Annotated in this window: 23 protein-coding genes; 15 read left to right on the top strand and 8 right to left on the bottom strand. The window is 40.8% G+C overall.

Annotated features, from left to right (window positions below; all coding sequences use genetic code 11):
• The first annotated feature begins 146 nt into the window (after positions 1-146).
• From LCM02_RS14985 to cobA, 14 genes are all read left to right on the top strand, one after another.
• Positions 147-401 (top strand): DUF4212 domain-containing protein, encoded by a 255-nt coding sequence (locus LCM02_RS14985; RefSeq protein ID WP_224931812.1) that lies wholly within the window; start codon positions 147-149, stop codon positions 399-401.
• Between the two features lie 3 nt (positions 402-404).
• The gene (locus tag LCM02_RS14980) at positions 405-2,093 is read left to right on the top strand and encodes a sodium:solute symporter family protein (protein WP_224931810.1); all 1,689 of its coding nucleotides are present in this window, start codon (positions 405-407) and stop codon (positions 2,091-2,093) included.
• Positions 2,094-2,210: 117 nt separating this feature from the next.
• Complete coding sequence (gene acs, locus LCM02_RS14975; RefSeq protein WP_224932245.1) at positions 2,211-4,160, top strand: acetate--CoA ligase; 1,950 nt, start codon at positions 2,211-2,213, stop codon at positions 4,158-4,160.
• A 128-nt stretch (positions 4,161-4,288) separates the two neighbouring features.
• A complete protein-coding gene (locus LCM02_RS14970; RefSeq protein WP_224931809.1) occupies positions 4,289-4,522 on the top strand; it encodes a hypothetical protein in 234 nt (77 codons plus the stop codon).
• Positions 4,523-4,537: 15 nt separating this feature from the next.
• Positions 4,538-6,865, top strand: coding sequence for a molybdopterin-dependent oxidoreductase (locus LCM02_RS14965; RefSeq protein ID WP_224931807.1), 2,328 nt, complete (start codon positions 4,538-4,540; stop codon positions 6,863-6,865).
• A 7-nt stretch (positions 6,866-6,872) separates the two neighbouring features.
• Positions 6,873-7,550, top strand: a complete 678-nt coding sequence (locus tag LCM02_RS14960) for a cytochrome C (RefSeq protein ID WP_224931805.1) — start codon at positions 6,873-6,875, stop codon at positions 7,548-7,550.
• 9 nt (positions 7,551-7,559) lie between these two features.
• Complete coding sequence (locus LCM02_RS14955; RefSeq protein WP_224931802.1) at positions 7,560-8,183, top strand: cytochrome c3 family protein; 624 nt, start codon at positions 7,560-7,562, stop codon at positions 8,181-8,183.
• Between the two features lie 30 nt (positions 8,184-8,213).
• Entirely contained in the window at positions 8,214-9,269 is a 1,056-nt protein-coding gene (locus tag LCM02_RS14950; protein ID WP_224931800.1) for a 4Fe-4S dicluster domain-containing protein, read from the top strand.
• A gap of 19 nt (positions 9,270-9,288) precedes the next feature.
• Positions 9,289-10,506 carry a sulfate reduction electron transfer complex DsrMKJOP subunit DsrP gene (gene dsrP / locus LCM02_RS14945; protein ID WP_224931798.1) on the top strand — a complete coding sequence of 406 codons (1,218 nt, stop codon included), beginning with the start codon at positions 9,289-9,291 and terminating at the stop codon, positions 10,504-10,506.
• 69 nt (positions 10,507-10,575) lie between these two features.
• Positions 10,576-10,980 (top strand): RrF2 family transcriptional regulator, encoded by a 405-nt coding sequence (locus tag LCM02_RS14940; RefSeq protein WP_224931796.1) that lies wholly within the window; start codon positions 10,576-10,578, stop codon positions 10,978-10,980.
• A gap of 103 nt (positions 10,981-11,083) precedes the next feature.
• Positions 11,084-11,317, top strand: coding sequence for a DUF2061 domain-containing protein (locus LCM02_RS14935; protein ID WP_224931794.1), 234 nt, complete (start codon positions 11,084-11,086; stop codon positions 11,315-11,317).
• Positions 11,308-11,949 (top strand): phosphoadenosine phosphosulfate reductase domain-containing protein, encoded by a 642-nt coding sequence (locus LCM02_RS14930; protein WP_224931792.1) that lies wholly within the window; start codon positions 11,308-11,310, stop codon positions 11,947-11,949. Before LCM02_RS14935 ends, LCM02_RS14930 begins: the two co-directional genes overlap by 10 nt.
• A 60-nt stretch (positions 11,950-12,009) precedes the next feature.
• Complete coding sequence (locus LCM02_RS14925) at positions 12,010-14,118, top strand: HEPN domain-containing protein (RefSeq protein WP_224931783.1); 2,109 nt, start codon at positions 12,010-12,012, stop codon at positions 14,116-14,118.
• The gene (gene cobA / locus LCM02_RS14920; protein ID WP_224931781.1) at positions 14,108-14,872 is read left to right on the top strand and encodes a uroporphyrinogen-III C-methyltransferase; all 765 of its coding nucleotides are present in this window, start codon (positions 14,108-14,110) and stop codon (positions 14,870-14,872) included. The genes LCM02_RS14925 and cobA overlap by 11 nt, the downstream gene beginning before the upstream one ends.
• Here the strand turns inward: cobA and LCM02_RS14915 are convergent.
• Positions 14,869-15,957, bottom strand: coding sequence for a M42 family metallopeptidase (locus LCM02_RS14915; protein ID WP_224931779.1), 1,089 nt, complete (start codon positions 15,955-15,957; stop codon positions 14,869-14,871). The two genes, cobA and LCM02_RS14915, sit on opposite strands and share 4 nt — an antisense overlap.
• Positions 15,958-16,090: 133 nt before the next feature.
• Here LCM02_RS14915 and LCM02_RS14910 point away from each other — a divergent pair, with 133 nt between their 5' ends.
• Positions 16,091-16,789: a DUF4294 domain-containing protein gene (locus LCM02_RS14910; RefSeq protein WP_224931777.1), complete on the top strand. Its 699-nt coding sequence runs from the start codon at positions 16,091-16,093 to the stop codon at positions 16,787-16,789.
• Here the strand turns inward: LCM02_RS14910 and LCM02_RS14905 are convergent, their stop codons facing one another.
• The 7 genes from LCM02_RS14905 to LCM02_RS14875 are packed head-to-tail and all read right to left on the bottom strand — an operon-like array spanning position 16,790 to position 26,319.
• Positions 16,790-18,460, bottom strand: coding sequence for a mechanosensitive ion channel family protein (locus LCM02_RS14905; RefSeq protein ID WP_224931776.1), 1,671 nt, complete (start codon positions 18,458-18,460; stop codon positions 16,790-16,792).
• A gap of 59 nt (positions 18,461-18,519) precedes the next feature.
• Complete coding sequence (locus LCM02_RS14900) at positions 18,520-20,451, bottom strand: YgiQ family radical SAM protein (RefSeq protein WP_224931774.1); 1,932 nt, start codon at positions 20,449-20,451, stop codon at positions 18,520-18,522.
• A gap of 29 nt (positions 20,452-20,480) precedes the next feature.
• Positions 20,481-21,947: a M20 family peptidase gene (locus LCM02_RS14895; RefSeq protein WP_224931773.1), complete on the bottom strand. Its 1,467-nt coding sequence runs from the start codon at positions 21,945-21,947 to the stop codon at positions 20,481-20,483.
• Positions 21,948-21,955: 8 nt separating this feature from the next.
• Positions 21,956-23,119 (bottom strand): hypothetical protein, encoded by a 1,164-nt coding sequence (locus LCM02_RS14890; RefSeq protein ID WP_224931771.1) that lies wholly within the window; start codon positions 23,117-23,119, stop codon positions 21,956-21,958.
• 34 nt (positions 23,120-23,153) lie between these two features.
• Positions 23,154-23,840 (bottom strand): ABC transporter ATP-binding protein, encoded by a 687-nt coding sequence (locus LCM02_RS14885; RefSeq protein WP_224931769.1) that lies wholly within the window; start codon positions 23,838-23,840, stop codon positions 23,154-23,156.
• Positions 23,841-23,864: 24 nt separating this feature from the next.
• A complete protein-coding gene (locus LCM02_RS14880; RefSeq protein WP_224931767.1) occupies positions 23,865-25,091 on the bottom strand; it encodes an ABC transporter permease in 1,227 nt (408 codons plus the stop codon).
• 4 nt (positions 25,092-25,095) lie between these two features.
• Entirely contained in the window at positions 25,096-26,319 is a 1,224-nt protein-coding gene (locus LCM02_RS14875) for an ABC transporter permease (RefSeq protein ID WP_224931765.1), read from the bottom strand.
• Positions 26,320-26,322 lie beyond the last annotated feature (3 nt).

Raw genomic sequence — 26,322 nt, 5'->3', positions numbered from 1 at the left:
ATCACAAAAATATCCAAATAAAAATAAAAAATCAGATTTAATTGACGGACGAAAGTTCCAGCCCAAAAATTCCTGTCTAATTTTGTTCGATTTTAATTTTAACATTGATTTTTTTCTATATTAGTCAACTGACAATTACAATATCGATGCCTCACAAAGATTTAAAAAAATACTGGAGAACCAATCTTAAATACCTTGGAATCCTTTTGAGCTTCTGGTTTCTGGTTTCCTATATTATGGGTATTGTTTTAGTAGACGAACTCAATACGTTCAAATTAGGAGGTTTCAAGCTCGGTTTTTGGTTCGCCCAACAAGGATCTATTTACTTTTTTGTGCTTATCATAGTGATCTATATAGGGCTCATGAACCGGTTGGATAAAAAATATGGTGTAAACGATTAAATAATGACCTTACAAATCTGGACCTGGCTTTTGATAGCCATTACCTTTTCACTTTATATTGGGATCGCCATATGGTCCAGGGCTTCTTCTACCAAAGAATTTTATGTTGCCGGAGCAGGTGTCTCTCCTTTGGCAAACGGCTTGGCAACTGCTGCCGACTGGATGTCTGCGGCTTCGTTTATATCAATGGCAGGACTGATCTCCTTTAATGGTTATGATGCCTCAGTTTATTTAATGGGCTGGACCGGTGGATATGTCTTACTCGCATTATTGCTGGCTCCTTATCTGCGGAAGTTTGGAAAATTTACCGTTCCTGACTTTATAGGTGATCGCTATTATTCAAACATAGCAAGATCCGTTGCTGTATTTTGTGCTCTTATAGTTTCTTTTACCTATGTAGCAGGGCAGATGAGAGGTGTAGGTCTTGTATTTTCACGATTCCTGGAGGTAGATATAACTACCGGAGTACTCATCGGGATGATCATTGTTCTTTTTTATGCTGTACTCGGTGGTATGAAAGGAATAACGTATACCCAGGTAGCCCAATACTGTGTGCTTATTTTTGCCTTTATGGTACCGGCCATTTTTATATCGATTCAAATGACCGGTATTTTAATTCCACAGATTGGGTTTGGAAGCACCGGAACGGACGGAATATATCTCCTTGATAAGCTTGATCAACTTCACCGTGATCTTGGGTTTCATGAATATACCTCAGGGGCCAAAAGTAAACTAGATGTATTTTTCATTACAGCTGCCTTGATGGTGGGAACAGCAGGATTGCCCCATGTAATCGTGCGATTCTTTACCGTTAAGAAAGTAAGTGATGCCCGTAAATCAGCGGCATGGGCGCTTTTATTTATTGCGGTTCTTTATACTACGGCACCTGCAATTGCCGTTTTCGCCCGAACGAACCTGATTGAAACTGTATCCAACAAACCCTATTCTGAATTACCTCCATGGGTAAGTAACTGGGAGAAAACAGGGCTCATGAAATTTGTAGATAAAAATGGAGACGGCCTTGTACAATATGTTGGAGACCCCATGCTGAACGAATTAACCGTAGATAAAGATATCATGGTTTTGGCTAATCCCGAGATAGCTGAATTGCCAAACTGGGTGGCAGCTTTGGTGGCGGCCGGTGGACTTGCTGCAGCTCTTTCAACGGCCGCAGGCCTGTTATTGGTAATTTCGTCCTCAGTATCCCATGACCTCATCAAAAAGATGATCAATTCGAATATTTCTGAAAAAGGGGAATTGATAGCTGCAAGAATCTCAGCCATCATTGCGGTTTCCATTGCCGGATACTTTGGAATTAACCCCCCTGATTTTGTGGCTGCCACAGTGGCACTCGCCTTCGGATTAGCGGCTGCTTCTTTTTTTCCCGCAATTATTCTGGGGATTTTCGTCAAGCGCATGAACAAAGAAGGAGCCATTGCAGGGATGGTCATAGGAATGTTGCTGATGCTTTATTATATGATGCGATTTAAATTTGACTGGTTTGGAGGCGGAACCCAGGAAGACTGGTGGTTTGGCATCTCTCCCGAAGGGTTTGGAACAGTTGCCATGCTGGTCAATTTTTCCATTTCCTTGCTGATTTCCCTGGTTACTCCTGCCCCACCCGGGAACATTCAGGACATGGTTGAAAATATTCGAATTCCATCGGGTTCCGGAAAAGCACATAGTCATTGATACGATTATTGAGTCGTTCGTCGATTTTTTTTTAGAAATTTTATCGTTAATTTTATTTTCGTCTAGTTCACTTCGTAATAATAAAAACGTTTTAATCGGCTGAGATTAACTTATATTCTGCAGTCTGAATTACTATATAATTTAAATATTGAGTTTATGAATCCATTGCAAATCAACACCTTTAAAGAGTATAAAGAGAAATATGAAAAAAGCGTTTCCGATCCTGAAGCGTTTTGGTCGGAGGTAGCCGAACAGTTTCAATGGAAGAAAAAATGGGATAAGGTGTTGGAATGGGATTTTACAAAGCCCGAAGTCAAATGGTTTCAGGGTGGTAAACTCAATATAACAGAAAACTGCCTGGACAGGCATCTGGAAACCATCGGTAACAAAACAGCCATTATTTGGGAACCCAATGACCCAGACGAAGAATCGCGATATATTACTTACAGACAATTGTATGTCAAAGTCTCCCGATTTGCCAATGTACTGAAGAACAATGGTATCAAAAAAGGAGATCGTGTGTGTTTATATATGCCCATGATACCCGAACTGGCCATTGCGATGCTTGCCTGTGCACGAATAGGAGCGGTTCACTCCATTGTTTTTGCAGGATTCTCATCTACGGCACTGTCGAGCAGGATCAATGATTCAGCATGTAAAATGCTGATTACGGCCAATGAAGTATACAGAGGTACAAAACCGATTAATCTGAAGAAAGTTTGCGATCAGGCACTTGAGAGTTGTCCGTCAGTGGAATCTGTAATCGTATATCGCAGGACCGTTGAACCCACTGAAATGACTGAAGGAAGGGATAAATTCTGGTTTGACGAGCTGCAAAAGGTTGACAACAACTGTGAAGCTGAGTCGATGGATGCGGAAGATATGTTATTTATACTTTATACTTCCGGTTCTACCGGAAGGCCCAAGGGAATGGTGCATACAACAGGAGGTTATATGGTAGGGTCCACTTATACTTTCGAAAATGTGTTCCAGTGCAAAAAAGATGACGTCTACTGGTGTACCGCTGATATAGGGTGGATCACGGGACATTCTTACATTATTTACGGCCCTTTAAGTGCAGGTGCTACAACGGTGATGTTCGAAGGTGTTCCTTCTTTCCCCGATTACGGTCGATTTTGGGAAATTGTTGACAAATTAAACGTAACACATTTTTACACGGCTCCAACCGCCATCAGGGCCCTTGCAAAACACCCTTTGAGTCTGGTCGAGAAGCATGATCTGAGTTCGTTAAAAGTTTTGGGTTCTGTGGGTGAACCTATTAATGAAGAAGCCTGGCACTGGTATAACGACAACATTGGAAAAACCAAATGCCCTATCGTCGATACCTGGTGGCAAACCGAAACGGGTGCTATGATGATATCTCCCATTGCAGGGATAACTCCTACCCGACCTACTTTTGCAACCCTCCCTTTGCCTGGGGTTCAGCCCGTTTTGATGGATGAAAATGGAAAGGAGATAAAACCGAAGAATATGGAACCCGCAGAAGGAAGACTGGCCATGAAAGCTCCCTGGCCGTCAATAGCCCGTACGATTTATGGTGATCACCAAAGATATAAGGACACTTATTTTTCAGCCTATAAAAATATGTACTTTACCGGGGATGGAGCCTATAGAGATGCTTCGGGAAACTACAGAATTACAGGAAGAGTAGATGATGTTGTGATCGTTTCCGGGCATAATCTTGGAACTGCACCTATTGAAAATGCAATTGACGAGCATACCGATATCGTAGAATGTGCCGTAGTTGGATTTCCACATGATGTTAAAGGAAATGCATTATATGCGTTTGTCACTAAATATGATGAATGCAAAACTTCGAATGAGGATTTAAAAACAGAAATCAATCAACTTATTTCATCCACGATTGGTGCCATCGCTAAACTTGATAAGATCCAGTTCGTTTCCGGATTGCCAAAAACCCGATCAGGAAAAATCATGCGACGTATCCTAAGAAAAATTGCTTCCAATGAAGCAGATAATCTCGGAGATATTTCAACGCTTCTCAATCCCGATGTGGTTGAAGAAATCAAAGCGGGATCCTTGTAGAGATCATTTACAATTTTCAGGCTGCCTTTTTGCTGACAATTCGATTTGGGAATCAAATAAGAACCCCATGGATTGTGTTTTATTTTGTAAAAAGTTTTGTGTAACTTAGGTCACACAAAAACCAAACTATGCCCGTCAAAAGTTACCTTGCCCGTCCTCATAACGGGAAATTCAGTGAACTTTTACATGAACTTTCCCAGATTGAAGGCTGTGATATTATTCCCTCAACAAATCAGGAGGTTGCCGTTTTGGTAACTGATACAGAAACTGAATTAGAAGACAATAAACTTTTATCCCAAATCAATTCCATTGAAAGCTTAAAAATGCTTTCAATGGTTTCAGGTTTTGAGGTTGATTCTTAATAACCAAAATCAATTATGATCAAACAAGTAAAAAGCAGAAGAGAATTTTTAAAGAAAATTGCCGCTGTTTCTGCTATGACAGCAGCAGCTTCACTTTTCCCAGGAATTGTATTTGCCGAAGAACAAATCGCAAATGCAGAATCATTGGGAGACCTTGAATGGAACAAAGCGCCTTGCAGGTTCTGTGGTGTGGGATGCGGTGTCCTGATCGGAATGCAGGACAACAAAGCGGTTGCAGTTAAAGGCGATCCAAATTCTCCTGTAAACAAAGGTTTATGCTGTGTAAAAGGATATCATCAGACCATCTGTATGTATGCGGAAGACAGACTTACCCAACCCCTGGTGAAGAAGAACGGAACTTATGTTGAGACAAGCATGGAAGAGGCTTTGGATCTGGTGGCCTCAAAAATGAAGGAGACCATTGAAAAACACGGTAAAGATGCCGTGGCGATGTATACTTCGGGCCAGTCTACAATTCCGGAGGGCTATGTGGCTTCTAAATTTATGAAAGGTGCCATAGGAACAAATAACCTGGATTGCAATGCAAGACTTTGCATGGCGAGTGCCGTAACAGGATTTTTATCCACCTTTGGTGCCGACGAGCCTATGGGTTGTTATGATGACATTGATCAGGCGGATGTCTTTATTACCTGGGGAAATAATATGGCAGAAATGCATCCTGTTCTCTTTTCAAGAATGCTTGATCAGCAATTGAAAAGGGGCGCGGAAATTATCGATTTTGCTACACGAACAAGCAGGTCCAGTACGGCTTCAAACAGATCGATTCTGTTCCATCCCCAAACGGATCTTGCCGTAGCCAATGCCATCGCATTTGAAATTATAAAGAACGGATGGGTCAATGAGAAATTTGTTGAGGATCACTGTAATTTCTTTAAGGGACTTACAGAGATTGGGTACGGAACCGAGGATAAATTTAATTTTAATGATGTACCGGAAAAAATCGATTTTGAGTCTTACAAAACTTTTCTGAATGACTATAGCCCCGAAAAAGTTTCAAATATATCGGGTGTATCTGTAAAGGATATCAAATATCTGGCAAATTTATACGGAGATCCGAATAAAAAGGTAGTCTCTTACTGGTGCATGGGAGTCAACCAGCACACAAGGGGGACATGGATGAATAACTTGATCTATAATATACATCTTCTCACAGGTAAAATATCTCAACCTGGAAACGGACCATTTTCTTTGACTGGGCAACCGAGTGCATGTGGAACAGCAAGGGAAGTCGGAACCTTTACTCATAAGCTTCCCAAAGGAGTTGTGATGAATGAAAAAAACAGAGAATTTGCGGCTAAAATCTGGAAAGTCCCCGTGGAAAGAATTCCTTCGAAACCAACTTACCACGCTACGGAAATGTTCAGGGCCCTTGACAGAGGCGATATTAAATTTCTCTGGACCCAGGTAACGAACCCTCTTGTTTCTCTTCCTAATGTGGCTCGCTTCACCAACGGAGCCAAAAAAGAAGACAGATTTATCGTCGTATCTGACGTATTTCCGACGCCAACTTCAGATGTTGCTGATGTGATTCTTCCTGCAGCCTGGCATATTGAAAAAAATGGAATGTACGGAAATTCGGAAAGAAGGACGCAGCACTGGTTTAAGATGGTAGATCCACCAGGTCAGGCTATGCCTGATGCATGGCAGACCATTGAGGTTGCCAGACGTATGGGGTATGAAGAATTGTTCCCCTATTCCAAAGACAATCATGAAGAGGAAATTTACAACGAATACAGACAATTCCATGAAGGAAAAAAACATGGAATGGCGCCTTTGGAAGTTCTAAAAGAAAGATCAGGCGTCATCTGGCCGTTTGTTGAGGGTAAGGAAACCAAATGGAGATTTAATGCCACCTATGATCCGGCCTGTGACAATGGTAAACAATTCCACTTCTATGGGAAACCGGATGGAAGAGCCGTAATCTGGCAAAGGCCTTATGAACCGCCGGCAGAATCTCCTGATACTGAATATCCCTTCTGGTTGAACACAGGACGTGTGATCGAACACTGGCATACAGGATCCATGACCCGTAGGATTCCGGTCTTACACCAGGCAGTTCCAAATGCATATGTAGAATTACACCCGGAAGATGCAGAGGCCTATGGCATAAGAAATGGAGAACTGGTGAAGGTTGTTTCAAGAAGAGGAACCACAGTTTTACCGGCATCGATCAATGAACGTGGCTTACCAACCAAAGGGCAGGTTTTCGTACCCTTCTTTGATGAGAACATGATGATCAACGACGTTACTTTGGATGCTTTCTGTCCCATTTCCAAGGAACCGGATTTTAAAAAGTGTGCCGTTAGAATAGAAAAAGCATAGGTAGGTTATGAAAAGATTGTTTATCATATTTTTATTCGTTCTGCTTTTGGCGGCTACCATTGGTCTCTGGAGTTACAGTTATTTTGAATCTCTTGAAGAAGCAACTGTGAAGACGACGCGTATCCAGGAATATTCAACTATTCCATCTGAATCCGGAGTCTTTGAAAGATCTCAGTTTGCCTTGGAATACCAGATCATGCCTTTGGATAAAGACTATCAAAGAAACCTAAACACCTATTACAAAAACAGGGCCTTTTACGGAGGGCCTCCAACAGTTCCGCATCCGATTGAAGAAGGCGGAATAGGTGGTAGCAGTTGTTTAAAATGTCATGAGAACGGCGGGTTTGTGCAAAAATTTAAAGCCTATACTCCTGTTACTCCGCACCCAGATAAATTAAACTGTGTACAGTGTCATGTTCGTGTGAAAACGCAATCCAATTTTGTTGCTTCTTCCTGGTCGGGAAATAAAGGATCTACACTTGACAATCAGGCCCTACTAAACAGCCCTCCCGTAGTACCACATCCTTTGCAGCTTAGGGAAAACTGTCTGTCATGCCATGCTGGGCCCAGTGCCGCCAAGGAGATTAGAACAACCCATCCTGAAAGGGTGAATTGCCGACAATGTCATGTGATCAATGATAAAAAAACCAAAGATATAGGAACGTTCAAAAGAGCAATAAAATAGTTAATTCTTATGCGAAGTAGAATTCCTTTTAAAATATTAGGCTTATCACTTATTCTGTTTCTTACTTCCTGTAAGGGAAGAAAAAAAGAGTATCATAATATTATTGATAAAATAAAGGCCCACAGTGTTGAAAACAGCAGAGATGGTATTGAGGAACAATCCCTGTACAGCCTGAATGACCTCGTAGCCATTGATGAAAATGACATTCATTTTTATATAAAGAAGCGTAAAGGCAGTATAAAGTCTTATGCCTGCAGTGAGTGTCATAATAAACCTGTGGAACAACTTCAGAAAGAAGGTCTTGGAAAAAAAGCCCACTGGGATATTGTAATAAACCATGCCGATACCAAAACCATGAAATGTACCTCGTGTCACAATGGAGAAGACATGAACAACTTGAATAGTATCACCGGAGATCCCATAGATTTTGACCATAGCTATAAACTTTGCGGGCAATGTCATATCAAGCAGCAAAAAGACTGGATTGGTGGAGCCCATGGTAAAAATATAAGTGGCTGGAAAAGTGCGAGAGTTTCAAAATTGTGTGTGGAATGCCATAATCCGCATCAACCACAGATTAAAAACAGATGGCCTTCTCGGTACAACACAGTAATGGTGGAAGAACGTAAATAAAACTTGACCTTAAAAAACTTGACCTTACATATGATAAAAAAGGATATAAAAAAATGGTTTTCCCTGGACCTCGGGCAAAAAAAAGAAAAGGCTTGTGGATGCTCCGGAGGTTCGTGCTCCGGTGAGAGCAGTTCGCAACCTAAGGATGGTATTGACCAGGTCTTCAACGTTAATATGAACAGAAGGCAGGCATTTAGGAAAATTACAGCCGGGCTGTTGATCGGTGCCGGAGCCGCCAATGCCTCATGCAGCGTAACGGCGAGTGACAGCAGTAAAGAGAAATCTGAAATTGAATGGGAAGAATACTTTAAAGGTAATTATAAACTGATGTCCGAGGAAGAAAAGAATAAAACTGTGGACAGATTAGTAAGGTCCTATGAACTCAGGACGGGTAAAAAAATAAATATTTCTTCCAAAGACGCTGAACCAGATGTCCTTTTTGGATATGCGTTCAATATTTCTCAGTGTCAGGGCTATATGGACTGTGTCAATGCCTGTGTTGAAGAGAATAACCAAGACCGAGATTCTCAGATGCAGTACATCAGGATCCATGAAATGAAGGACGGTAAAGGGCTGGATTTTGGTGAAGCAGACGACACCTATTATCACGAAGTACCTGCTGAAGGCCATTTTTATCTGGGTACACAGTGCTATCACTGCGATAATCCTCCATGTATTGAAGTCTGTCCCGTTGAGGCTACCTGGCGGGAGGAGGACGGGCTGGTTGTCATTGATTATGACTGGTGCATTGGTTGCCGCTATTGTATGGCTGCATGTCCTTATGACGGACGAAGGTTTAACTGGAGTACTCCGCAGGTTCCCGAGGAAGAGGTTAACAAGAATCAGCATTATTTGGGAAATCGATTGAGGAAAAAAGGAGTCATGGAAAAATGCACCTTCTGTATTCAGCGAAGCAGAAACGGGAAAAACCCGGCATGTGTTGATGCCTGCCCTACAGGAGCAAGGATATTTGGAAATCTTCTGGATCCGGATAGCGAAATAAGATGGGTCCTGGCCAATAAGAAAGTGTTCAGACTCAAAGAAGACCTTGGTACAGAGCCAAAGTTCTGGTATTATATGGATTAACCTCAGTAATTCGAAAAAAATGAAAGTATTTAGAAAACTAGTCAAAGACAGTATCGTATATGTAACGCATGGGGGCATCTATTATCATATCTGGATGGCCCTGCTGACGGCACTGATGCTCCTGGGTATGTTCTGTTATTTTTTACAACTTGACGAGGGGCTAAGTGTAACAGGAATGAATGACAGGGTGAGCTGGGGACTTTACATTTCAAATTTCACATTTTTGGTTGGAGTGGCTGCCGCTGCCGTGATGCTGGTGCTGCCAACCTATGTGTTAGAGGATTTTGACTTTAAACAAGCTGTCTTGATTGGTGAAGGAATGGCCGTTGCGGCGCTGATCATGTGCCTCGCATTTGTTGTGGCCGATATGGGTGGCCCTGCGAGATTATGGCACATCATACCCTTTATAGGGGTCTTTAATTTTCCCAATTCCATGTTAACCTGGGACGTACTGGTATTAAATGGATATTTATTTATCAATTTATCAATACCCTTCTATATTTTATACCAGAGGTATCAGGGAAAAACCCCGAATCCAAAAATTTATATTCCTGGTGTCTTTATTTCTGTTTTCTGGGCCTTTGCTATTCATCTCGTTACTGCATTTCTTTACCAGGGACTGCAGGCCCGGCCATTTTGGAACAATGCCCTGCTCGGTCCTAAATTCCTGGCTTCAGCCTTTGCCGCAGGTCCTGCATTAATTATAATTGCTCTTGCCATAATAAGAAAATATACAGATTTTAAAATAGAGGATAAAACCATAAAGAAAATTGCGATGGTGGTTACCGTGGCGGCACAGATCAATCTGATCATGCTTATTTCAGAGTTATTTAAAGAATTCTATGCACCTACACATCACAGTGAGAGTGCCTATTACCTCTACTTCGGACTTCATGGAAAATCCAAACTTGTTCCCTGGATCTGGACAGCCATTTCGATGAACGTGATCGCTACAATAGCGCTCACGTTTCATAAACTGAGGAATAACCTGACCATACTTTACATTGCCTGTGGTCTCCTGTTTCTTGGGATTTGGATTGAGAAAGGATTCGGATTAATCGTACCAGGATTTATTCCTGGTCCCTGGGGTAAAATTGCCGAGTACTTCCCTACCCTTGTGGAAATAGGAGTCACTATTGGAATCTGGGCCATGGGAGCCTTTATTTTTTCAATTTTGGCGAGAACCGGAATCGCTATTGAATTAGGACAGCTTTCTTATAAAAATAAGAAGGATTGATAGATCATAAACAAGTGCTAATTTTCAGTTATCTTTACATAATAGCAATATTTTGATTTATTTTTCTTTATGATCTCTAAAAAAACTAAATACGGGCTAAAGGCAATGACTTATATTGCCAGAAATCCTGATCAAATGGTTCCGATTGCTCATATTGCTGAGGAAGAAAATATCCCGCATAAATTTTTAGAAAGTATCTTGTTGCTGCTGAAAAAGTCTGGATTTCTTGGTTCAAAAAAAGGAAAAGGAGGAGGATATTACCTGAGAAAGGACGCTTCTGAAATTTATATGACGGATCTGATGCGCATCCTGGAAGGGCCCATTGCTCCTGTGGCATGTGTCAGTTTGAATTATTATGAAAAGTGTGATGACTGCGCGGATGAAAAGACCTGCAGCTTAAATAAACTCATGATTCAGGTCCGGGATGCCAACCTTAATGTCTTTAGAAATACTACTCTCGAAGATTTAAAATAAATACATTTTAACATTTCAAAACTTGCAACTTTCATTTTTTTCTATACATTTGCATCTTTATCCTACTATTCCGATAGGATATATAGTTAAAGTATGTTAAAATATGTTAGTTGATAAATTTTATACGACGAAACCTTCAGATAGAGACTCGCAGGGCAAAAGTTTTGTCAAGGCGATTAGCTGGAGAATCATAGGAACATTAGATACCATTGTTATTTCCTGGATTCTGACAGGTACGCTAACCCTTGCATTATCCATTGGGTCCATAGAACTTTTTTCAAAGTTTTTTCTCTATTACGGACATGAAAGGATTTGGAATATGATTAAATGGAAATAGTTATGAATGATAGCATTTTACAAAAAGAACTAGATAAAGCAAATGCCTATTTACGGGCAAAAGATCCTGCTGAAATCATTCAATGGGCATTGGGTCAGGCAGAACGTCCAATTCTTACCACAAATTTTGGACCCTATTCGGCAAGCCTGGTACATGCAGTGAACACGGTAGCTAAAGATATAAAGGTTATTTGGTGTGATACAGGATACAATACGCCACATACTTACAGGTTTGCCAACGACCTGATAAAAAGGTTTGGTCTCAACATGCATATCTACAGCCCAAAACTTACAGCAGGATTTCGTGATATTACAACAGGAATTCCTCAAATTAATACTGTAGAGCACAAACAATTTACTGAAGAGGTCAAGCTTGAACCCTTTAGACGAGCTCTTAAAGAACACAATCCTGATGTATGGTTTACGAATTTAAGAAAAGATCAAAGTGATTTTCGAAGTTCGCTCGATATTCTGCACTTTGATAAAAACGGGATCTTAAAAGTTAGTCCTTTCTTTTATCACTCCGAATTTGAGATGGAACTATATCTTCAGGAGTTTGCCTTACCTAATGAAAAGAAGTATTATGATCCGACAAAAGTCCTTGCGAAAAGAGAATGTGGACTGCACCTTTAAATGTGGACTGCACCTTTAAATGTTGATTGCAATTATAATTTAACCTTATTAAAATAAAAAATGCTAAGCTTCAGAACCGAAATCGAAAACCCTGTGGTCCAAAAAGACATTATAGAACTTGATAAAAAAATCCAGTTATATCAAAACGGAAAAATCGATGAAGATGGCTTCAGGTCTTTGAGGCTCGCCCGTGGAATCTACGGTCAACGACAGGAAGGTGTTCAAATGATCCGAATTAAACTGCCCTTTGGCAGGTTAACTTCAGAGCAATTACATCGTATAGCTGACGTGTCCGATGAATATTCCAAAGGACGATTGCATATCACAACAAGGCAGGATATTCAGATCCATTATGTAAGCCTTGACAGAACTCCCGAACTTTGGGCCGAACTGGAGAAAAGTGACATTACCCTCAGAGAGGCCTGCGGAAACGCGGTCAGGAACGTAACCGCCTCTGAGACTGCCGGAATTGATCCTGAGGAGCCTTTTGACGTAAGTCCTTATGCCGATGCTGTGTTCAAATTCTTCCTAAGGAATCCTATTTGTCAGGAACTTGGAAGAAAATTCAAGATTTCTTTTTCCTCCAGTGAAAAAGACACTGCTCTAAGTTTTATACATGATCTGGGTTTTATAGCAAAAGTTAAACATGAGAACAATAAGGAAATTAGAGGGTTCAAGGTAATGATTGCCGGTGGCCTCGGGGCACAGCCGAGGCAGGCCGACATTCTTTATGATTTTCTTGAGACCGATAAGATCATTCCTTTTATTGAAAGTACGCTCAGAATTTTTGATCGGCATGGTGAAAGAAACCGGAGGGCAAAAGCACGTTTAAAGCACCTGGTCCTTAAAATTGGATTGGAAAAATTCATAGCGCTGGTAGAAGATGAAAAACTTGCTATTTCGAACAACTCAGTAAGGATTGACACCCATGAATTCGATATTGAAAAGAAAGATGCTAAAATAACAGCTCCTGAAGTACAATTAGAAAGTGAGATTGAGTTTGAAAATTGGAAAAAAAGCAATGTCATCGCTCAAAAGCAAGAAGGATATTTTGCCATAGGAATCAAGGTAAGGCTTGGAGATTTCTATACGGACAATGCCAGAAAACTAGCTGATCTTATCAGGGATTATGCCCAGGATGAATTGCGTTTGACCATCAGCCAGGACATACTGATCCGGGGAGTACAGGATTCTTTTCTACCCTTTTTCTATGTCAAATTAAAGGAATTAGGATTCACCGACCTGGGTTATGGCAGTATTATGGATGTAACTTCCTGCCCGGGAACTGATACTTGTAATCTGGGTATTGCAAGTAGTACCGGGCTCGCTCGAGAACTTGAGAAAACCCTTTCTGAAGAGTTTCCCATGTATGTGGATCGTAAAGATATATCGATCAAGATCAGTGGCTGTATGAATGCCTGTGGTCAGCACAGTATCGCTCAAATCGGATTTTATGGTATGTCCATGAAAAAAGGAAATTTGGTTATTCCCGCTTTCCAGGTTTTACTCGGCGGTGGAAACCAAGGTGATGGCCAGGGAAGATTTGCGGATAAAATTATTAAAATTCCGAGTAAAAAAGCTCCCGATGCTTTGCGACGTTTAATTTATGATTTTGAAGATCATAAATCAGAGGGGCAAAGTTTTAATGCCTATTATCTTGAACAGGGAAAAAGTTATTTCTATTCTCTTTTAAAACCGGTCAGTGAAATCAATGAAGACGATAAAGACCTTTTTATTGACTGGGGACACAATGAGGCATACATCAAAGCCATTGGAGTTGGGGAATGTGCCGGCGTGGTCATTGATCTGGTCAGTACGCTGTTATTTGAATCAGAAGAAAAGTTGGAGAATGCTTCTTTGGGCATTGACCAGGAAAGATGGGCCGACAGTATTTATCATTCTTACGCGGCGATAGTAAATACGGCAAAAGCTGTATTGATCGGAGAGAATATCAAAACCAATACGCAGTCAGGAATCATAAAGGATTTTGATCAGTATTTTGTTGAAAGCGGATTAATTCAAATGGACGGAACCCTGAGTGATCTGGCATATCAAATAAAATCCAACAAGCCCGAACCTTCTTTTGCCCAATCGTATCTAAAGGGGGCAAAAAGGTTTTATGAGATGATCGATAATTTAAGAACAAATGCCTTGAACGATGAATCCTAAAGCGAAATTGACTCTGGTTGGTGCGGGTCCGGGGGATCCTGACCTTATCACCCTAAAAGGGGTTAAGGCCCTTAAATCCGCTGACGTCATATTATATGATGCCCTTGTTAATCCGCAAATTCTGGAGCATGCTCCTCAGGCAAAGAAGATCTTTGTAGGAAAAAGAAAGGGCTTTCATCGTTATACCCAGGACGAGATCAATGATATCATCGTAGAACAAGCTCTTTCCTTTGGTCATGTTATCAGGCTAAAAGGAGGGGATCCCTTTGTTTTTGGAAGGGGATCAGAAGAAATTGACCACGCAGAAAACTTCGGTATACGCACCGAAATAATATCTGGAATTTCATCCAGTATCGCAGTTCCCTCGAGTATAGGTATTCCACTTACCAAAAGGGGCGTATCCGAAAGTTTCTGGGTCATAACAGGATGTAACTCTGAGAGACAGCTCAGTCAGGATCTGGCACTCGCGGCTCAGTCTTCGGCAACCATCGTTGTGCTTATGGGAATGCATAAACTTCCCCAGATCGTAAGCGTTTTTCAGGAATTAGACAAAGGCTTACTTCCTGCGGCTGTTATTCAGAATGGAACCCTGGACAATGAAAAATCTGTAGTAGGAAACGTAGACTCCATTATTGATAAAGTTGAATCAAAAGGTCTTTCCTCACCTGCCATTATTCTCTTTGGAGAAGTAGCAAGAAAAGAGTCTCAATTCAATTCCATTATTCACAGCTTAAATCTGGAAAAAGCATCTTAATCAAAATAACTAAATCCTTTTTTCGGATCAATTTCCAATAAAGAGTTATAAATAAGTCGAATCACATTTTCCACATCTTCCTTATGGACCATTTCAACCGTCGTATGCATATAACGTAATGCCAGTGAAATCAAGGCCGATGGGACCCCTCCGTTTGAATAGGCAAAAGCATCTGTATCCGTACCTGTCGCTCTGGAAGAAGCCAGCCTCTGAAAAGGTATTTTATGTTTTTCAGCGGTTTCAATAACCAACTCTCTCACTTTGTTCTGAACCGCAGGGGCGTATGAAATAACCGGTCCATCACCAGATTTCGTCTCTCCTTCTTTCTTTTTATCAATCATGGGTGTTGTCGTATCATGACACACGTCAGTAATGATCGCCATACTTGGCTGAATGGTATGGGTGATCATCTCGGCCCCTCGCAGCCCTATTTCTTCCTGAACCGAATTGGTAATATACAGCCCAAAAGGCAATTCTTTTTTATTTTGTTTCAATAATCTGGCCACCTCAGCGATCATGAATCCTCCAATACGATTGTCAAGGGCTCTGCAAACAAAATTATTTTCATTCAAAATCATGAACTCATCAGGGTAGGTAATCACACATCCAACATGAACGCCCAGGGCTTCAACTTCCTCCTTCTTCTTGCATCCCACATCGATAAAAATATTATCGAGTTTAGGAGTGGCTTCTTTATCTCTTAATCGGGTGTGAATCGCAGGCCATCCAAAAATTCCTTTAACGATTCCCTTTTTCGTGTGAATATTTACACGTTTAGAAGGAGCAATCTGATGGTCACTTCCTCCGTTTCTTATCACGTAGATCAATCCGTCCTCAGTAATATAATTTACGTACCAGGAAATCTCATCTGCATGCCCTTCAATCACTACCTTGAATTCAGCCTCGGGATTAATTACACCTACCGCTGTTCCGTAATTGTCAGTTATAAAGGTATCTACATAAGGTTTTAAATACTCCATCCATATCTTCTGACCTTCTGATTCATAGCCTGTTGGGGAGGCATTATTTAGGTATTTTTCTAAAAATGTTATTGATTTCTTGGTGAGAATTTTCTTTTGAGTCATTGTTTAATATTTTCTTCTAAATTAAGAAATATCACCTAAAATGAAAGGATTCATCTTACATATTACTAAATTTGTAAAGTCATTTTAACCGGCCTCAGATTTGGATATAATTACAATAATTTGAGAAGATACTATGGAAAAGAAAATTCTGGTTTTACTCTTTTTGCTACCGATATTGCTTTTCTCCCAAAATCCAAAGAAAAAGCAATCCCTGGAGGAGTTGTATATCATAAAAAATGACTCCTTAACTATTCCTTTGGATGAGGTGATTGTTTTGGATAAACGCGAGTTTTCATCTGATACAGAACGGCGCTATTATTACTGGTACTATAAAAAAGTACAGAAAGCCTATCCCTTTGCCCGTATCGCCTCGGACACCCTGGTTGAGATAAATAAAGAACTTGAAGGCATCAAATCCAAACGTAAACGGAAAAAGAAGGTAAAGGAAATTCAGGACTTTATGGAAGGTGAATTTGCGGGGCAATTAAAAAAACTGACAAGGACAGAGGGCCGGATCCTGATCAAACTTATATATCGGCAAACAGGGGAAACCATGTATGATCTGATCAAAGAATACAGAAGCGGCTGGAAGGCTTTCTGGTACAATTCATCTGCAAAAATGTTCCGCCTCTCACTCAAAAAGGAATACAAACCCAAAGAAGAAGCCCTTGACTTTATTGTAGAGGATATTCTTCAACGATCCTTTATAAGCGGAACACTCGACAAAAGGGAACCCAAAATACCTATTGATTACTACCAGTTGCTCAATCAATACCAGGACATTGATATTGAACATGAACTGACTATATATATCGATAAATATTTGAAGTAATTAACCTCCAGGCAAGGTAGAGGCATTCGGATCCATTTCATGGTCCTCTTTGTCAAATGCATCCATTATTTTTTTGACTTCACCCTCTATTCTAGCTTTATCTTTCATATAAGTCGGGGCCAGTGATTCCTGGCCAGGGAACTGTTCGATCATCATCGTTGTAGACGGGAAGGCAAACTCAACCCCCAGGGCAGCAGCCAGCCTGACAATTCCCAGATGAAGGATATGCTTGGATTCCTGTTCCTGACCCCAGTCAAGGCCCTTGAAATATACATTGACCATAATGTTCAAAGAAGAGGCACCAAAACCGATAAAACTGACATTATATGACTGGCTTTTTGTAGATGGATGCAGGGCAATGATCTCTTTAATGCCCTCGACAAAAGTTTCGATCAGATCTGGAGGTGTATCATATCGTATCCCCAGTTCTGTGGTATACCTTCTAAAAACACGTAATCCCTTGTTATTAATATCCGCCTCTGAAATTTTACTGTTGGGTACTTGATATAGTGTTGTGTCTGCAGCACGTATTTGCGTTGACCTCAGACCCACTCTTTCAACCGAACCCTCCACCCCGGCAAACTGAACCCAATCGTCAAGTTGAAAGGGCTTATCTAAAAATATGACCATAGTACCGATTAAATTTTTTACCGAATCCTGTGCTGCAAATGCAACGGCAACGCCACCGATGGATGCTCCTGCAAGGACCGTGGTTGGATCCACCCCAAAAACCGTCAGGATGTGCAAAAATCCGATAAAAATCACGATTCCCTGAACTACCTTGTTCAAAATTGGGGCAAGTTGTTTATCAAGTTTTGTTTTTTTCTCTGGATGATGCTCATGGTAGAAATTTAAAATGGTTTTCAACAATTTCAATATGACAAAGATCCAGAATACGGTTTCAGCAATTTTAAGTCCGGTCAGAAACAAGGCGTTTAATTTAACCATTTGCAGTGAAGGAAGCACTTTCTTAATAAACCGTATTATAATGATAAAAACAATGGGCTTAGCCAGTTCGTGTAAAACGGCCATGGTCTTCGAATCAGAAATGTTCTTAAAGAAAATTCTTTGTAGTAACCTGAGAAGAAAAAACATGATAGGCTCAAGAATGAAAAACAAGATGACCGATAATATCAGTGTTATCAACAGTGCAACGGGTTTCCAAATCAGAACATCATTTACCGTTATTGTAAAAAATTCGGGAAATTTCTTATTGAACCATGTAAATTCCAAAGGAAAGGTTTTACTGTATATTTTTTCAAGATTATCTATTGTTTCCTGGGAATAATACCATTTGTTATTATATTTTTCGATATACACTTCAGGAAGCCTGACCGGGAACGGAGCGTATCTATTCGCATTATGCTTTAGGGTTCTTACACCAAAATCAACAGTATCCACATAGCTAGGATCTGTTGGTATTTTTGAAAAATCAAGTATCAAACCATTACCATCGTAGATTTCCTTGATCCTTTTGGCTATGAACTGAGCTTCGGCCCTATTCCTTTCTCTTACCGTGGTTGCCGCTTTGTCGAGATCATAATTTTCGGGTAACAAAAAATAAATATGCGTATATAAAGTGGTGTTTGGAGAACTTAAGTCAGCTTTTACAGTGTTTTGTCCGTATCCTAAAAAGCTCACAAAAATTAACAGAAAGGAAATTTTTTTCATGACAGGTGATTTGGTTATCGCTAATTTAATAATTAATCGTTATTAAACCGCTCCTCTGCCTATCGTATTGGCTTCCTTTTATTCTTCCAGACACTTTTAAACTCTGAAGTTGATTTATTCGCCTCTTGTTTACGACCTTTTCTGAAACTAGACTTTTTCTCATTTGGCAATAATCTGGATACCAAATCAGATCTTCCTACACGTTGAAGGGTATTTCTGATCCATTGCTGGTTTTCCTTTTTGTACCAAAAAAAGAACCTGTGCTGTTCCTGTTTTTCCTTCTTTGATTTCGGAACATAGGTCTTCTTCAAGGTGTAAGGATGGTATCCACTGTAGTAAATAACCGTCGCTACTGTCATTGGAGTCGGTGTAAAACCCTGTACCTGTTCCAGTTGAAATCCCATATCCTTGGTTTCAGCCGCTAAATTCGCCATATCCTCAAGCCGACTCTCCGGATGGTTGGAAATAAAATAAGGGATCAACTGAAGGTTCAGATTTTTTCGTTTATTGATCCTGTCAAAGGTCTTTTTAAACTTATGAAAATAGGAGAAGGAAGGCTTTCTCATCAGTTTTAGAACCGGGTCGGAGGTGTGTTCTGGAGCAACTTTCAATCTTCCTGAAACATGATTTGTAATCACCTCTTCGGTATAATCATCCAGCTCTTTTGGATCCGTATTCTTATTAAATTCAGGCACCAACATGTCATATCGTATACCACTTCCAATAAAGGATTTTTTAACTCTTGGGTTCTTATCAATGGCCTGATAAAGGTCTGTCATGGGTTTGTGTGAGGTATCCAGATTATGGCATATGACGGGGGATATACAAGAAGGAGCCACGCAACTGTCGCATATGCTCTGGACCTTTCCCTTCATTTGATACATGTTGGCCGAAGGTCCGCCAACATCAGAAAGATAACCTTTAAAATCCGGCATTTTACTTACGAGATCAACTTCTTTCAATACTGACTCCTGACTTCGGCTCGCAATAAATTTTCCCTGATGTGCGGAAATCGTGCAAAAACTGCATCCTCCAAAACATCCGCGGTGGGTGTTGATGGAAAACTTGATCATTTCATAGGCCGGAATGGGGCCTCTTTTATCGTATTTTGGATGAGGCAATCTCGTAAAAGGCAGGTCATAAGAGGCATCCATTTCCTTCTCGGTCATGGTGGGAAACACGGGATTGATCACCAGCAATCGAGAACCTGTTTTCTGTAAAATCCTTCTACCCTTAATTTTATTTGACTCCTGCTCTATGATTTTGAAATTCGAGGCAAAGGTTTTTTTATCCTTTAAACAAGCTTCATGCGAGTTAATCTCCACGTCCTCCCAGTTCTTATTTTTGGGCAAAGTCTCCCATTTCTCCTGTAAAAAGGCCGTTTGTCTGATGGTTTTTATCGAATCAAAAGGAATTCCTTTTTTAAGAAGATGTACCAATTCTCTGAGGGGCTGCTCCCCCATTCCATATACCAGCAGATCAGCCTGAGAATCTTCAAGAATATTGGGTTTTAAAGAATCACTCCAGTAATCATAATGTGTTACACGCCTCAGGGACGCTTCAATTCCTCCTATGACCACAGGTACATCCGGGAATTTATCCTTTAAGATTTTACTGTAAACCGTGGTGGCATAATCGGGCCTGAAACCTTTGTCCCCATTGGGGGTATAAGCATCTTTATCCCTGCGTCTTTTACTGGCCGTATAATTACTGACCATTGAGTCCATAGCCCCTGAGGTAACAGCGAAAAACAGGTTGGGTGTACCCAGTTTTTCAAAATCCTGGAGATTGTCGTTTACGTTGGGCTGAGGTACAATAGCTACTCTCAATCCGTAACTTTCAAGTATTCTTCCCAGTGCCGCAGGACCAAATGCCGGGTGGTCAACATAGGCGTCACCACTGAATATAATTACATCCAGATCTTCCCATCCCCTTATGTTTACCTCCTTTTTAGTTGTAGGTAACCAGTCACTCAGCCTGTGTTTTTCCATTTTGCAAAGATAGGGCTAATAAAATAATTTTATTGATCGCTGTTTTTGATCAACTGAATGTAGAACCTGACAGCGTTTTCAAACTCATCAGTAGATATTCTTTCATTGATTCCATGGAAGGATTTAATATTTGATTTGGTAATTCGAACCGGAAGGAATCGATAAATATTTTCAGAGATCTCATTAAAATGTCTTGCGTCTGTTGCTCCAACAACCAGGTAGGGGCTGACAATGGTTCCCGGATAAATCTCTGCAATGGATTTGTGTATGGCCTCAAAACCAAATGCTTCTGTAGAAGAAACTTTTGAGGGTTCTGTATTAAACCCTGATTCTTTGACTGAAATTCTTTCATCATCAATAACATTCTTAACATGATCAATGACCTCCTGAATGCTTGAACCGGAAATAATTCTAAAATTTACCGTAGCCCTGGCACTCAGGGGGATGATATTATCCTTTACCCCACTGTTGAAAATGGTAGGAGCCGTGGTAGTTCTGATCAACGCATTTCCCGAAGACGATGCTTCATAACTTTTAAGAATCATAGGTTCGAATAAACCTGAATTGGCAAAAGCCATTTTGTTGAAAAAGGGCATTTCGGGCCCAAGATATTCAATAAAACCCTCTATGGGTTTACTTATTTGGGCCTTAAAAGGATTTGACTTCAACGCTGAAATTGCCTTTGACAAAACATCAATTGCCGTTTCTTTCCCAGGCATTGAAGAATGTCCTCCTTCGAGTTCTACAGTAAGCTCGATAGAAACAGATCCCTTTTCAGCCACCCCGACCAATGCTACATCCTGATCCATCCCGGGAATCATACCTTGGGTAATACTGCCTCCTTCATCCATGATAAATTCTGCTTGTACACCCTTTTCAATCAGATAATTGGCCATTGCTCTTGCTCCCAGATTTCCTCCTATTTCTTCATCATGTCCAATAGCAAGGTAAACATCTCGATTGGGTTGGTAATTTTGAGCAAGCAATAATTCAATGGCTTCTAAAACTCCAACGACCCCTATCTTGTCATCAATGCTTCCTCTGCCCCATAATGTATCCCTGATGATCTGTCCTCCAAACGGGGGCTGCTTCCAGTATTTCAAATTGCCCTCAATTACAGGCACTACATCAAGATGTCCCATCAATATGATGGGTTTTTCTTGAGATTGAGTTCCTTTCCAACGGTAAAGATGACTGAATTTATTAAAGACCAGATGATCAAGCAGGGAATCAGCAAGTGGATAACTATTTTTCAGGTATTGGTTGAATCTGACGAACTGCAGTGAATCAAAATTTGAAATATCTTCCGGAGAAACGGTCTGAATTTGAATGGCCTGGGAAAAACGGTCTATGGCCATATCACTGATCTCAATTTTATCCACCTTAGCAACACTTAATTGCTTTGAACTGAGCTTAAATGTATTGATCAATATATAAGCGATCAACAAAGCGAAAAGAGATAAAACTGTATATAAGAGAACTCGATTTTTTTTCATAACATAGTTTAAAAAGACCATTTGAACCTGACAAATATAGCCGTTCCTGTGTTAACCAAGGCATTCCCCTCTGAATCTTCCACTTCATCCATGCTGTAATATTGACCAATTCCAGCCAGCTCCATGGAATTGGATATGGAATAAGTTAGTGTGGGGCCAACATACACAAAGCTTCCCTCAGGGCCGTACATACCCGCAAGCATGACACGGAACAAAGGACTTACGTCATAGGCCCCGCTGCCGAAAAAGGCGAGTCTCGTTGGAAAGAGGTTTTTGGGGCTCAGATCAAGAAACAAAATATCAGCAATTCCACTTTCAAAATTTTCTGCTCCAAACCCATTGTAAAGCGTTTCAAATTGAAGGTTTAAAGAGCTCTTAAAAGTGTAGTCATAATGAAGGGTGGCCGTCGCTTTTCCTCCTTCATTATTGTCTTCCATGGGGTGAAAATAAGTAAATTCCCCACTAAAGCCACCTCCTGCAATACTTCCTGAGAATCCGCCTCCAAGAATATAGTCGGTTTGGGTGTACATTCCTCCTAAAAACTGGATGTCAAAACCTCTCGTATTAAATCGATACAGTAATACAGAGGTCACCTCACTTTCCGAATTTAAAGAAGTGGATAATTCCAATTTGCTGGATTCACCTACGTAATATTGTAATCGGAGTGCGTCACTGCCTGGTTTTTCTTCATAGTCAAAATCAAAGTAAGAATAGGTATTAAAAAGGTCATTTGGATTCCAGACAAAAGTTTGACCCCAGTTGATTCTTTGCCTGCCCAGGGTAATCTGAAGGTTACCGGCCGTATAATCCAGCATAAATCGATCGAGTTGTGACAATCCGATCCAGGAATTATTCTCTGCCCATACCCAGGACAGGTCAAAATATCCAAAATCACGACTCACAAAGTCAGCATATCCGGGAATCAGGGTTACATTGTTTCCAATAATGATTCTGTTTCGAAGTCCGGCCCTAAAAGTAAAATTATCGCTGATATACCAATTGATATCAAAACGATTATGCACCAGGTTTTCAATGGCGATTTCTCCATCATCACCAATGGTTTGCATGGTCGTCATTCCTTTGACATATCCTTTTAACATCCAGTTTTCCTGCGCAAAAACCGTATATGCAGTGAAGAAAAATAAGATGACAAGAAATTGATATTTCAACATATCTGATTTTTTGACTGAAAGATCCAGGATCAATTTACAATTTTCCAGTATCCGAAATTACCTTACCATCGTCAAGTGTTATAACACGCCTGGCTTTGTCCATTACCCTTTGGTCGTGGGTGGCAAAAATAAAGGTTATATTTTCCTCTTTGTTCAGCTTTTCCATGATGTCGAGTAATTGCGTAGTGGCCTTAGAGTCTAGATTGGCCGTGGGTTCATCAGCGAGAATAAATTTCGGTTTAGAGGCCAAAGCCCTTGCCACTGCAACTCGTTGCTGCTGACCACCAGACAATTGATTCGGCTTACTGTTCAATTTATCGCCCAGCCCAACGGATTCAAGCAGGGCAATGGTTCTTTCGTCCATTTTCTTTCGGTCCCAATTTTGCAGCTGCATAATAAACTCTACATTTTCCTTGGCAGTTAAAACCGGAATCAGGTTATAGGCCTGGAACACAAATCCAATATTCTTCAATCTAAAATCGATCAGGTTACCTGAAGACAATTCCGACATGACACTTCCTCCTATCAGAACCTTTCCGGAGGTGGGCTTTTCCAGCCCTCCGATCATATTCATCAAGGTCGTCTTTCCACATCCTGAGGGTCCTACAATGGCAGTAAATTCTCCTTCTTCAAAATTGAGATCAATACCATTTACAGCATGAACAGGTACTTCTGTATCATGATAGGTTTTTGTTAGATTTTTAATTTGAATTATGCTCATATGCTTCCTACTTGAACTATTTGATTATATTGAACGGATCGCTTCTGCCGGGTGAAGCTTTAAGGCTTTTATAGCTGGATAAATGGATGCGATCACTGCAGTAACAACAACCAGGATCGTTATCTGTATATATCTGTATCCCTCCAGCATGGGGTAAGTAATTGCCGCATAGCCTACTGACTCCATGCCTTCACCAACAAATGTCAGGTCGATCCCTGACTCATTATAATAATTGATAACAAACATGCTGATTAATTCCCCTACTATAGCTCCTACCATGGCCAGAAAAATGGTTTCAAGCATGATCATCATAAATACTCTTTTCCTGGTCATCCCTATGGCCATAAGCATCCCTAATTCCTTTGTGCGTTCGAGCACCACCATGAGCATGGTATTCACGATCCCAAAGCCAAGGGCACCTAATATGATGACCATAAACAATCCCATCATGGTGTCCATATATCCAGACATCAGGCTCAGATAGGGAGATATCTCGGCCCAGTCCTCCACCTTGTCATCAGGGAATTTTGACTGCAATCCCGTCACCATGGCTCCAGCCTGTTCAAAATCATCCAGGACCATGACAATTTCATGTGCCTGATTTTCCGGCATCTCCAAGACACGTGCAAGGTCCTGATTCCGTACAAAAACATGGGTTTGATCCCATGGATTATTATCGGTTTTGAAAAGGCCAACCACTTTAAAGGCTGCACCGGTTATTTCCCCATTATAATCCTGAAAGGTCAGGACGATCTTTGACTTGAGTCTGGCCTTCAACTCATCTGCCAGTGCTTTGGAAATAACGATTGAGTTTTTCTTTTCCGCATCAAAAAAATTTCCGGATAAAGAATCAATTCTCTGGTAAATCCTGAAGACCTCCTTTTCTTCCAGGGGATCCACACCTACTATGTTTACGCCCATGTTTTTGTTGGCCGTAGCCGACATTCCCGTAACCAATACTCTTTTGGTGACCGCCCTTACTCCCGGATAATCCAGGAGCTCCCTTATTTTCGTGTTAACCTCCGTAATGGTTTTCTTAACATCTTTATTCTCGGCATAGTCGGGATGGTGCATTTGCATGTGACCCGTTTCATAAACAAAGGTATTTTCCACACGTTGTTTAGCCATTCCGTTCATCCAGGCACTGGAAAACAATCCTCCCAGCAAGCCCGAAGCAATGGCAAAAATAACAACGGAACTTCTTAGTTTGCTTCTCCAGATACTGCGCCAGGCAATTTTAGTCAACACCATATTCTTAAGATCTTAAACCGTTGACCACATCCAACTTTAATATTTTAATCGTAGGATATGACATCGCAATTAAACTCAAAATACTTATAGCAATACCCTGAAAAATAAAGATATTCGGCTCTATACTCATAGGCATTACAGGCTCAAAGTTAAAATCCTGCATCACTTCAACCGCATCGCCTGAAAATTCAATGGGGTTATAATAGAAATAAAACATGACCGGCAAACTGATTATGATTCCCGCCAAAACAGCAAGGGCAGTCAAAAAGAAAAGTTCTACCACCACTACTGTTGCCAGTTTGATTCTTTGCATGCCCACTGATATCATCACTGAAAATTCTCTTATTCTTTCGTTGGTCATCATCAATACCGTTCCAAAAATTCCAAAGGCAATGACCATATACAGGATGGCAATCATAATGACCCCACCCGCATTGTCTGTCTCGATCATCTGCAAGAGTTCCTTATTCATGGCCTCCCATCCCATGACACGGTATCGGTCCTTATCGATTTTTGATCCCACCATGGACTCTACTTCCTTAACCTGGTCCATATCATGGAGGTCAAAGATCAAAGAAGTATAACGATCATAGGCCGAAAAAAGATTCTGGGCCTCCAGCAGTGGTAAATAGGCTGTACTGCGGTTCATTTCAGGCGTAGGCAGTTTTAGTATCCCTTTGACAGGATAAAGCCCCGCAGCAGTTGCGCCATGATAACCGGAAGAAAATAATATCAGGGTATCATTCACCTTAATACCCAGGAATTTTGCCAAACCTTCCGCCACCAGGATACTCCTGTCATCTTGCCCGATAAATTCTCCTTCCTGCAAATACGATTTAACCCGGGTCATCTGATCTTCTCGCTCGGGGTCAATACCCATGACAGCAATACCTTTGGTAGACTCTCCCGAAGATGCAAGGGCAAACGACTCCAGTCTTGGAAAAACCACTCGAACCCTGCTGTCCTTTCTGAATTCTTCAATAAGTTCAGCATCAAAGTCCATGGTATTGTTTATATTTTTATCATCCCAGTAGTCTTTGTTTTGTATTTGAAGATATCCTGAATAGGATTCTACCGCATTTTCCTTCATTTTGGCATAAGACCCCTTTTGAAAACCTCGCATAATAATGGCAAAAAACAAGGCAAACATAATTGAGGCCACCGTGATCAGTGTTCTTCTTTTGTTTCTCCAGATATTTCTCCAGGCTATTTTAACAATGGTTTTCATTAC

The sequence above is a fragment of the Lutimonas saemankumensis genome (assembly GCF_020171465.1).
GTDB classification, from domain to species: Bacteria; Bacteroidota; Bacteroidia; order Flavobacteriales; family Flavobacteriaceae; genus Lutimonas; species Lutimonas saemankumensis.
The sequence above is the reverse complement of the archived record's forward strand: the minus strand, read 5'-3'. Positions and strand labels throughout refer to the sequence as shown.

What these genes read in the sequence shown, in the direction of transcription:
- LCM02_RS14985 (WP_224931812.1), top strand. Translation starts at nt 147, where the DNA reads ATGCCTCACAAAGATTTAAAAAAATACTGGAGAACCAATCTTAAATAC.
- LCM02_RS14980 (WP_224931810.1), top strand. Translation starts at nt 405, where the DNA reads ATGACCTTACAAATCTGGACCTGGCTTTTGATAGCCATTACCTTTTCA.
- LCM02_RS14970 (WP_224931809.1), top strand. Translation starts at nt 4,289, where the DNA reads ATGCCCGTCAAAAGTTACCTTGCCCGTCCTCATAACGGGAAATTCAGT.
- LCM02_RS14965 (WP_224931807.1), top strand. Translation starts at nt 4,538, where the DNA reads ATGATCAAACAAGTAAAAAGCAGAAGAGAATTTTTAAAGAAAATTGCC.
- LCM02_RS14960 (WP_224931805.1), top strand. Translation starts at nt 6,873, where the DNA reads ATGAAAAGATTGTTTATCATATTTTTATTCGTTCTGCTTTTGGCGGCT.
- LCM02_RS14955 (WP_224931802.1), top strand. Translation starts at nt 7,560, where the DNA reads ATGCGAAGTAGAATTCCTTTTAAAATATTAGGCTTATCACTTATTCTG.
- LCM02_RS14950 (WP_224931800.1), top strand. Translation starts at nt 8,214, where the DNA reads ATGATAAAAAAGGATATAAAAAAATGGTTTTCCCTGGACCTCGGGCAA.
- dsrP (WP_224931798.1), top strand. Translation starts at nt 9,289, where the DNA reads ATGAAAGTATTTAGAAAACTAGTCAAAGACAGTATCGTATATGTAACG.
- LCM02_RS14940 (WP_224931796.1), top strand. Translation starts at nt 10,576, where the DNA reads ATGATCTCTAAAAAAACTAAATACGGGCTAAAGGCAATGACTTATATT.
- LCM02_RS14935 (WP_224931794.1), top strand. Translation starts at nt 11,084, where the DNA reads ATGTTAGTTGATAAATTTTATACGACGAAACCTTCAGATAGAGACTCG.
- LCM02_RS14930 (WP_224931792.1), top strand. Translation starts at nt 11,308, where the DNA reads ATGGAAATAGTTATGAATGATAGCATTTTACAAAAAGAACTAGATAAA.
- LCM02_RS14925 (WP_224931783.1), top strand. Translation starts at nt 12,010, where the DNA reads ATGCTAAGCTTCAGAACCGAAATCGAAAACCCTGTGGTCCAAAAAGAC.
- cobA (WP_224931781.1), top strand. Translation starts at nt 14,108, where the DNA reads ATGAATCCTAAAGCGAAATTGACTCTGGTTGGTGCGGGTCCGGGGGAT.
- LCM02_RS14915 (WP_224931779.1), bottom strand. Translation starts at nt 15,957, where the DNA reads ATGACTCAAAAGAAAATTCTCACCAAGAAATCAATAACATTTTTAGAA.
- LCM02_RS14910 (WP_224931777.1), top strand. Translation starts at nt 16,091, where the DNA reads ATGGAAAAGAAAATTCTGGTTTTACTCTTTTTGCTACCGATATTGCTT.
- LCM02_RS14905 (WP_224931776.1), bottom strand. Translation starts at nt 18,460, where the DNA reads ATGAAAAAAATTTCCTTTCTGTTAATTTTTGTGAGCTTTTTAGGATAC.
- LCM02_RS14900 (WP_224931774.1), bottom strand. Translation starts at nt 20,451, where the DNA reads ATGGAAAAACACAGGCTGAGTGACTGGTTACCTACAACTAAAAAGGAG.
- LCM02_RS14895 (WP_224931773.1), bottom strand. Translation starts at nt 21,947, where the DNA reads ATGAAAAAAAATCGAGTTCTCTTATATACAGTTTTATCTCTTTTCGCT.
- LCM02_RS14890 (WP_224931771.1), bottom strand. Translation starts at nt 23,119, where the DNA reads ATGTTGAAATATCAATTTCTTGTCATCTTATTTTTCTTCACTGCATAT.
- LCM02_RS14885 (WP_224931769.1), bottom strand. Translation starts at nt 23,840, where the DNA reads ATGAGCATAATTCAAATTAAAAATCTAACAAAAACCTATCATGATACA.
- LCM02_RS14880 (WP_224931767.1), bottom strand. Translation starts at nt 25,091, where the DNA reads ATGGTGTTGACTAAAATTGCCTGGCGCAGTATCTGGAGAAGCAAACTA.
- LCM02_RS14875 (WP_224931765.1), bottom strand. Translation starts at nt 26,319, where the DNA reads ATGAAAACCATTGTTAAAATAGCCTGGAGAAATATCTGGAGAAACAAA.